The organism is Bacillus sp. AFS029637, assembly GCF_002584985.1.
Taxonomy (GTDB): domain Bacteria; phylum Bacillota; class Bacilli; order Bacillales; family Bacillaceae_G; genus Bacillus_A.
This window is the reverse complement of record NZ_NUPZ01000005.1, coordinates 1-8893: the sequence shown is the minus strand read 5'-3', so window position 1 is coordinate 8893 and position 8893 is coordinate 1. Positions and strand designations below refer to the sequence as shown.

The following is an 8893-nucleotide window of genomic DNA, read 5'->3' as shown; positions in this document are numbered from 1 at the left end:
TATTTATTGTTATAGCTATACATATTGTATCAATAAAAATAAGCATTAATAAGCTATAGCACTATGTTTCTACTATGGCTTATTTTCACTGGTCCAATACCTTCATGAATTCCCTTTTCTACTTGCTGCTGCAATTAAAAAATAAAATTGTAGAAACCGCCTTTGACTTAAGCATAAATAACTGGGTAAAGGATTTAAGTCTTTTTGATCAGTTGAGGATAGAAACCATAGATGCAGCTATAGATCCAAAAAATAAGCAATCACTTAATTTATAAAGAAAGTTAGGAATTAAGGAGAATGCAAAAAATATGGTAGTTAGAACGTAACCAATCAGGAAAAGAAAGTTCAAAATAAAGGATCGGCTTTATAAACTTAGGGAAAAGGAAAGGGATTTTTGAAAAAATATATTAGATTAATAACACAAAAAAACCTAAATACGGTTTGTAAATCTTTTCACCAGAATCTTTTCCGTACTCTTTATTGATTCACTGCTTTTGCTACAAGGGCAGCATATGCTTCTGCACCTGCTTTTGTTAAATGTACGCCATCAGGTTCAAAGTATGCCTGATTTCCGGCACTTGCTGCATACCAATCAACTAACACCACATTTTTGTAAGCTGATGCTGCTTCTTTTAACTTCTCATTCACCAACGATTCCCACGGACGTGGTACTCTCGTATTAATTAATATAATTTTACGTTCATCTCCAATCACTTTTATTAATGATGCTAATTGCTCCTTAGTAAAGGCTCCATTTGTACCTAATCCAATAATGACATGATTTCCTAAATTCCCCTCATTCTTTAGCTGTTCAACAACAGGGATTGCTTTGGACATTTGCCGCCCTATTTCCGCATCAATCCTAATATTAGGAAAAGTATTTTTTAAATACGGAGCAATATCAATCATAATTGAATCTCCTACAGCTGTAACTGTTAGAGGGTCTTTAGGCTGTGTGGGAATCGCTTCTTTTTGTTCTTCTTTATTTTGAGGTGGTTCATTAGCTGGTTTATCCCAAACTGCAACGGGATGTTTAGCCTGCTCTTCTTGCACTGCTTCCACCTTATCTTTTGAAGGATTCTCCTTTGCTTTACTAGCTGTTGTTAATCCAAAAGTAGCTATCGAAGAAATAAATACTGCACATATTAAAGCTAACTTACCACTTACAGTCAAGTTTCTTATTTTCAAGTTCTTAATTCGAATATTCTTCAATGCGCCTTTTCGTATTGGATTTTCAATAAACTTCCACGAAATTTGTGCAATAACTATAATTAGGAGAAATTGAAGAATTGCTCTTGTAATCGAAAACTCTCCAGCATTTCCCTTCGGAGTCGTCAATGTAATAATCGGATAATGCCAAAGATATATTCCATATGATCGCACACCCATCCAACGCAGTGGTCTAAATCTCAAAAATAGCGCGATTCTGCTAGCCGGATGCGCAAGGTTAGCGACTAACAAGGCTGTAGCAATTGATAAAAGAACCATTCCCCCACGGTAAAGAAACGGTTCATATTGATTCGTCTTCCAAAACATGATGAGAATGATACTAAGAGCAACTCCCCCAATAACATCAAGAATAAGACGTGCTTGCGGAATAATTTTATTCGCAAGTCTACTGCTTGGCCAAATTAAAGCAAGTGCCGCTCCAATTAATAAAGAAAAAGCCCGTGTATCAGTACCGTAATAAATTCTACTTGGGTCAGAGCCCGGTTCATATAGAATTGCCATTGCTAAAGCAGATGCAATTGCTCCTAGACAAATAAATAAGATCATGCGTGATTGTTTTTTTATGTAATAAAATCCTAAACTAATGACGAACGGCCAAACCACATAAAATTGTTCCTCAACAGCTAACGACCAAAAATGATTTAGCGGAGAAGGCTGACCAAAGCTATCAAAATAAGATAATTTATGATAAATATACCACCAGTTACTAACATAAAATAACGCCGCTAATGAATCTCCACGCATTTTTTCAAGTAAAGAGCTATGAAAAATCGTAATCCATGCTATGATGACGATGAGCATAATAAGCATTCCAGGAAGTAATCTCCTTGCCCTACTAAGCCAGAATTTCTTCAAATCAATTCTCTTATTTCTCTTCCACTCCATCGCTAGAATATCTGTAATTAAATAACCTGAGAGTACAAAAAATACAGTAACCCCTAAAAATCCTCCAGGCATCCAATTAAAATTAATATGATATAAGATAACACCTAGTATAGCTAGGCCCCTTAGACTGTCTAATCCAACCATATAACGACTATTTTTTTTAAAAGGTTTAGTCACCTACAATCACCTCTATTTCTTGAAAATTAGGTAAATAATAGTGGTATAAAATGCTATTAATTTCCTAAAATCGTATAAGCTAAACTATTAAAAACATCATTTGGAAAGGCTCTTTTTTTATAATTACATGCACAGTAACTAATACTTTATCACGTTATCTGTTTCTGGTGTAAAAATTATTAAATTAGTTTTTTGTTCATCCCCCGACAAAGGGAAATATACTTAGTGAATAAACAAATTATATGCTCTGTATCAAAAGTTACACCTTTCTTCATATGGTTCTTTTTTTTCAATCACCTGTTCTACATAGGGTGCTGTTTGCGGCAACTACTTTAGCTTGTTATATAATAAACAACCCTTTTCTAACATGTTGGCAATTCAAGATTGGGTAATTTAAAGCGGATGTTTTCACTTTTTTGCAGCGTTTGCACCGCCTCTTTTACTACCGCAAGCAATACATTATTATATGTAATTAAATTGATTATTTTACCAAATAGCGGTTTCGTTTGCTCTAGTTTCCCTTCCTGTGTGATTTTGATCCCCAATGTATTGATTTTCTTTTTCACAGTTTGACTCCATATGCTTAATCATCTCGCTGTTTCTTCTTTACTTGATTGCACAAATTCCGCAGATATTCTCCTCTTAGAGCTATCACACTCTCACACTTGGTGCAATCTTCTCCCGTACACTTCTCCATATGTATCATCTGCTTCTACATACATTAATTATCCTACTCTCCTTGTAGAACTCTTGTCTTTCCACTGCCTGCAGCAGCAATTGCTAATACAGGTGTATCAATTGTTCGAACAGCTTCAGTTTGTTTCTCGCTTAGATAAATGTTCTTTTCTTCTAACGCTCTAAAATAAAAAGAATCCAGTTCATTATCTGTAATCAATTCCTTATAAGGATAAATATCAGCTATCTCAGCTTGAGATATTGCATTCACTTCAAATTAGCCTTCCGGTAGAAATACACTTTGTTTTTCTGACGTCTTAAAAAGCTTTCTCTCTCTTTCATACTTTTGTACAAATAAAAACAGTCCTTCGGGTAAAAGAATGCTATGTACTATGTACATCGTTCTTTTACCCGAAGGGAATAATCCCCAACAAACGAAAGAAAGTTCAAAAAATACATCACAACTATTATATCAAACTTAAATATACGGTTCACTTTACATTTTACTCATTAGCATATCTTTTTATTGCACTTTCAAATGCTGAAATTCCCTTACTATTTACAAAGCGAATAGGAGTATTATAACGAGCTGCGGCCGGAATAATTAATTCATGATAAATGTGACTTAATAATTCAGTTAAGTAAAAGACTACATCAGCTTTTTTAACTGCATTATCTATTTTACGATGCTGATCTTCTGCTACAAATATAATTTCTGCATTGTATTTTTCAACGCACTCTCTATAGTATCTTTCTTTATTCCCACCGATTACCGCGACTTTCCTTCCTGTTAAATCATTCTTATGCACATTTCCTTCCGACTCTTCTTCTTTCTGCAATTGAATGATTTCTTGAGCCATTTGTTCAATCATCTTATTTAAATACTCTACCTCATTTTTATGTTGTTCTGATTTAATTTCTTCTTCAGTTGCTAAATCTGACATCAATTCATTTCGACCACTCCGAAGATAAAACATACATGCCGAAATTCCTTAACGTAGGAAAATCGGCTTTTTATTTTCCATAAAATATATTAGTGTGGGTTTTATGTTATTTGGTTGGCGGGACCCCTTTATAGTTATCCATGGGAATTTAGTTCATTTTTTTCGTTTTGGGGAACAATGCATTTCTTAACTAGATGGCAATGGGGTAGTACCAACATCCATCAACTTAAGGATTTTATAACACCCCAAAACAAAAAATATACATTTATTTATTTTGGGTGTTTGCTTTTCTTAGCTTGATGGCCACGGGAGAATCCTAGTAAAGAAAATTCCCATTCTAAAATTGAATATACTTGTAAATTTAGCACGAATCTAAGTTGAACTCCTTTTACTTAATTGTCCCCATCGCACCAATTTCTACATTTACCTTGACATTTACATCGCCCTTTGCTAATGCATTACTCCATTTGTTTTGGACTTTTTTCCATTCTGGATATGTATAAGTTCTTGCGTATTCCCCAAGCCCAATAGGATCAAGATTCGCATCTTGTATTTTCTTTATTACTTGCTTGAAATCTTCTTCTAATTTCGTTTCAATTGCCTTCTGTAACTTCGCTGCATCTTTTCTTACATTGAACGTAAAAAGCCGTTCTGTTATGCCTACTTTCATCTTTATATTTGTATCAAATATAAATTTATTATCATATCTTGCCTTTGTTTTCACTTTAACACTATAGACAGCAAAGCTCATCCAATCTTCTTTCTTACTATCGGACTTTAATTTAATTGGAATTGTAAATGAAAACTCACCGGTAGTTCTTTGTTGCAAAATACGTAATAGTTTATTTTCATCGGGATTTAGCGTTAATTTATACTTCCCTTTTTCATCCAATAAAGCTGTACCTGTTACAAATATTTTATTTGTTTTTTTTATCTCAGTAATATGTGCTGTTTTCCCTTTGTCCGCCATTTGTTCATGTAGTTCTTGAAGATTTGTTTTTACTGTGATATTTCTTAAAGCTGCCGTCTCAATTAGCTTTGTTAAATATAAAGGAAGCCGTGGCTTATCTTTTTGTTTATGAAAAAAAATATTCGAAACAGGTCCATCTACAGCAATCACTCTTGTGGTAACTGTATTTTTAGGATCTCGATAAAATGGATCAAGATTCTTTACCCAGTCTTTCTTTTTCAGTAACCGTTTTCCAACTAAAATAACTTGCATTTTGCTTCCCGAGGTAAGTGCGAAAACAGTAGTATCAAATTTGTCTCTAGAATTTCGAATCGTTTTAGCTTTTACACCGACAATTTCTTCTTTGTTCTTTGCTTCTTTATTAAAAATCGGGCTTGACTTGTAAACCAACAAATTATTATTACGATCTAAGTCAATGCCAAGAGCGAGGGAAAGAGAAACATCTTCAATATTGGTTTGGTCAAAGCATCCCGTCATCATAAATACTGATATCAAAATACAACATAATATTTTTCTTTTCAATGTGTCCTCCCCCGATGCAGCTTCTCATATAACCGGCCATACATCAATAAAATGATAGGCAATATATAGGTTAATACTAATCCCGTATTAGAAAATACTTGTTGCCAAGTTTCAGCTTCATTCCAACTAGGGCGAGTCCAAAATACGAAACCGATAATAAGCAATAAGAGAACAACTACATGAGAACTGTGATCTTGTTTTCCAAGTAATTGGCTCGAACAAAACACCGAACAATATAAGGCAGGAATCCAAGATGTGGAAACAACTGTTAAGTATGCAGCCAATAAAATCATGTCAAAGCGTTCTAAAAAACGAAACTCAATTACTTTAAGTAAATTTAATACTGGCTGATTAAATTGAGTAATACTATCTGGACTAAAATAAGCGAAACAAACAATAGTAGCAAATAAATAGAATAACATCGTTAAAGTGTTTGCAATAACCATTCCATGAACTGCATACTGCTTTTTTTGTAAAAATGGATATAAAAAGAAAGCAATATCAAACCCTAAATATGCAAAAATCGTGGTCGGTGCAGCCGTGAATACAGATTTCCACCCTTCTTTTAAAATCGGAAAGAATGACATCCAACTTCCGCTCTCCTTTAGAGGTATTAAAAAGAATAATGGTATCCAAATCATCATATAAAAATTAAGTTCGGAATACCGTCCTATAATACGAGGGCCTTTACGTGCAACAAGTAAGGTAGGAATCGTAAACAAAAAGATAACAAGATAATCAGGTGTTTTCGGAAGAAGCCATCCCTTAATATAAAGCATAGCGTTCACTAAAACGATGCAAGAATAAAAAGCGAAGTACATCATATAAGCAACCACTAATGCTTTCCCTACTATTTTCCCAAAAAATCGTATAAGAATTTCATAAATTGTATCATCAGGGTATTTTGCAGCTGTTTTTACTATAAAAATACCTGATATTGTAGAGGCTAGCCAACCAATGAATATAGCTATCCAACCATCTGTTCCAGCTTTTTCTGCAAGAACACGCGGAAGAGATAGAATGCCAGTGGCGACCTGCATTCCATTAATTATAAAGATATACTGCATAAGAGTGATGTCATTATAGGCATATTTTTTCATAGTTTCACCTTTTATTATGATTCTTTCCTTGTCGATTAGATTGAATCGCCCCTGTACCGTTCGATCGCTTTCTTATCGCCCATAAAGGAAAGCGCACAAAAGTATCTTTCATATCCCCAAAACGAAACGGGGCTAACGGTGTTCCATAAGGGGTTCCTAGCGATTCAAGAGAGATTAGATGCCCAAGTAATGTCATCCACCCAATTACCAAACCTACAAGTCCAAATAATGCAGCTAAGATCATCATTGGGAATCGTAAAAGTCTAACTGCGGATCCCATATCGTAGTTAGGGATTATAAAAGATGATATGGCTGTAACGGCAACGACAATAATCATAATGTTACTTACTATTCCCGCCTGAACAGCTGCTTGTCCAATAATAATACCGCCTACTATTCCAACTGTCTGACCAATCGGCGTAGGCAACCGCAAAGCCCCTTCTCTCATCGTTTCAAGTGTTATTTCCATAAGCAATGCTTCCAGAACCGGAGAAAAAGGTACCCTTGTTCTTGATTCTGCAATAGATAAATAAAGTTCTACAGGAATCACTTCATAATTAAAAGAAATAAATGCAACATAACTCGCAGGCAAAAATAAAGCAACCATAAAGGCAATAAAACGAAGTATACGAATGAATGATGCAACTAGCCATCTTGTACCGTAGTCATCCACACCTTGAAAAAAGGAGATGAAATTTGTTGGAGCAATTAATACGTTAGGCGAATGATCCATTACAGTTACAAATCTACCCTGTAGTATGTGAGAGACTGCCAAATCAGGCCTTTCAGTTAATATAAATTGCGGAAACGGTGAATACGGGTTATCTTCAATAAATTCAATTAGCTCACTATTATTAGCTACTGCATCTACCGTAATATTTTGAATCCTTCTTTCCAATTCATTTAGTACATCTTCAGAAGCTACATCTTGCAAATATAAAATAGAAATCTTAGTTTTACTTCGCACACCTATTACTAATTCTTTTATCATTAATTCACGATGCGGAATGTACCTTCGAATCATCGCAACATTTTGAGTTCCCGTTTCTATAAACCCTTGATGTGCACCTTTTAAAGCAATTTCGTTTTGAGCATCTTCAATGTTCCTTTGCGGCCATCCTTTCGTGTCCAATTGACGAACCGTCGTTTGGCCGTTAATCAATAGTACACTATCCCCTGTTAAAATAGCTGTTTCAATCTCATTCCACGTACTAATCATTTTAACTTGACCTAAAGTAATGGGAAGTTCCGTATTAGCATTAAAATCACTGTTCATTAAAGGACTTAAAACGTTATTTTGAATTAATTGTTTATCTGTTAATCCTGATAAATATACTAAAGCGGCTTCTAATCCAGATTCTGTTATTTGAAACCGCCGAATCACTAGATCAGGCGATTGACGGAATATATTCTGAAGCTCAGCTATGTTTTTCGATAAATTAGCTTCTAAGAGAGAGTCCTCAATATTTTTTTGGGGAACAGGAGTATCGTTTCGTATTGAAAATGATTTAGGGTTTTCTCTATATTTTAACCATTTCAGAAATTTAGCCATGACTTCCTCACCTTCTATGCACCTTCAGTATGTTTAGTATGCAGATATGAAGAAAAAATATCCTAATAATTAGAGAGGGAATGCCAGACTTATTACTATATAACCTATGCAGTCATAAAAATAGCGCTCTAATTAAATAGTATGCAGACAAGTTTAGTTTTGAAAGGTTCAAAGTTGATGTAAATGTTATTTGTTATTCAATAGAGAGAATATTGTATTAGGAGGGAATTTGACGTGCGTTACTTATGGGAGACTCATTGTACATATACATGTGTACAATGATTTAGATATTCATATTCTTATAAAACTTGAAAAAATGTCTTGATAAAATGGTAAAATGGTCTCCGTTTGCGACAATGCCGGAACAATTTGCTGGTATCCGTGAGATCATTAAAGAAAAGAATAAAATAACGCGTCCAATATTAACACCAGAAGAAAAAGAACTTATTGAAAACTTATTATTATGCTCATTGCTTTCCGAAGAAGAAATATTGATTACATATTACGAAGATGGCTATCTGCTTACTAACTACATGACCTCGTCACTTAAGAGTCGTTGCATTATTGTATTTCATTTAAAAAATCTATCTGCCTGGGAAAATTTCTCTAACTGGACTTCCTGATCTGTGAATCCTTTTCTCTTAGGATAGGGTACGATTACTAATGCTTGTTCATCCTTTTAATATCTTCCTTACAGTAGACGCATTTCGGAACTATCAATGCCACATTAATCCCCTCTTTTATCAATATAACGATTATATTTAAAAATCTCTTGTAGTCGATCTTGACCTTTAGTGAATTCCTTAATGGGGTACCGCCACATCGCTATCAAGCTAAG

At 34.4% G+C, this 8893-nt stretch carries 7 protein-coding genes and 1 pseudogene; 1 reads left to right on the top strand and 7 read right to left on the bottom strand.

What is annotated here, in order from left to right; translation table 11 throughout:
- Window positions 1–477 precede the first annotated feature (477 nt).
- From COE49_RS01055 to COE49_RS01025, 7 genes and pseudogenes are all read right to left on the bottom strand, one after another.
- On the bottom strand, window positions 478–2292 hold the full coding sequence (locus tag COE49_RS01055; RefSeq protein WP_098945653.1) for an acyltransferase family protein: 1815 nt from the start codon (window positions 2290–2292) through the stop codon (window positions 478–480).
- A 362-nt stretch (window positions 2293–2654) separates the two neighbouring features.
- Window positions 2655–2858 carry a hypothetical protein gene (locus COE49_RS01050; protein ID WP_088233359.1) on the bottom strand — a complete coding sequence of 68 codons (204 nt, stop codon included), beginning with the start codon at window positions 2856–2858 and terminating at the stop codon, window positions 2655–2657.
- 176 nt (window positions 2859–3034) lie between these two features.
- A pseudogene (locus COE49_RS28300) lies at window positions 3035–3367 on the bottom strand (UvrD-helicase domain-containing protein); the annotation flags it as partial.
- A gap of 103 nt (window positions 3368–3470) precedes the next feature.
- A complete protein-coding gene (locus tag COE49_RS01040) occupies window positions 3471–3944 on the bottom strand; it encodes a DUF2325 domain-containing protein (protein ID WP_240522882.1) in 474 nt (157 codons plus the stop codon).
- A gap of 355 nt (window positions 3945–4299) precedes the next feature.
- Window positions 4300–5403: a Ger(x)C family spore germination protein gene (locus tag COE49_RS01035; RefSeq protein ID WP_088233358.1), complete on the bottom strand. Its 1104-nt coding sequence runs from the start codon at window positions 5401–5403 to the stop codon at window positions 4300–4302.
- Window positions 5400–6503 carry a GerAB/ArcD/ProY family transporter gene (locus tag COE49_RS01030; RefSeq protein ID WP_098253316.1) on the bottom strand — a complete coding sequence of 368 codons (1104 nt, stop codon included), beginning with the start codon at window positions 6501–6503 and terminating at the stop codon, window positions 5400–5402. The genes COE49_RS01035 and COE49_RS01030 overlap by 4 nt, the downstream gene beginning before the upstream one ends.
- A gap of 4 nt (window positions 6504–6507) precedes the next feature.
- Window positions 6508–8055 (bottom strand): spore germination protein, encoded by a 1548-nt coding sequence (locus tag COE49_RS01025; protein WP_098357498.1) that lies wholly within the window; start codon window positions 8053–8055, stop codon window positions 6508–6510.
- 329 nt (window positions 8056–8384) lie between these two features.
- Here COE49_RS01025 and COE49_RS01020 point away from each other — a divergent pair, with 329 nt between their 5' ends.
- Entirely contained in the window at window positions 8385–8678 is a 294-nt protein-coding gene (locus COE49_RS01020; RefSeq protein WP_255291271.1) for a YolD-like family protein, read from the top strand.
- Window positions 8679–8893 lie beyond the last annotated feature (215 nt).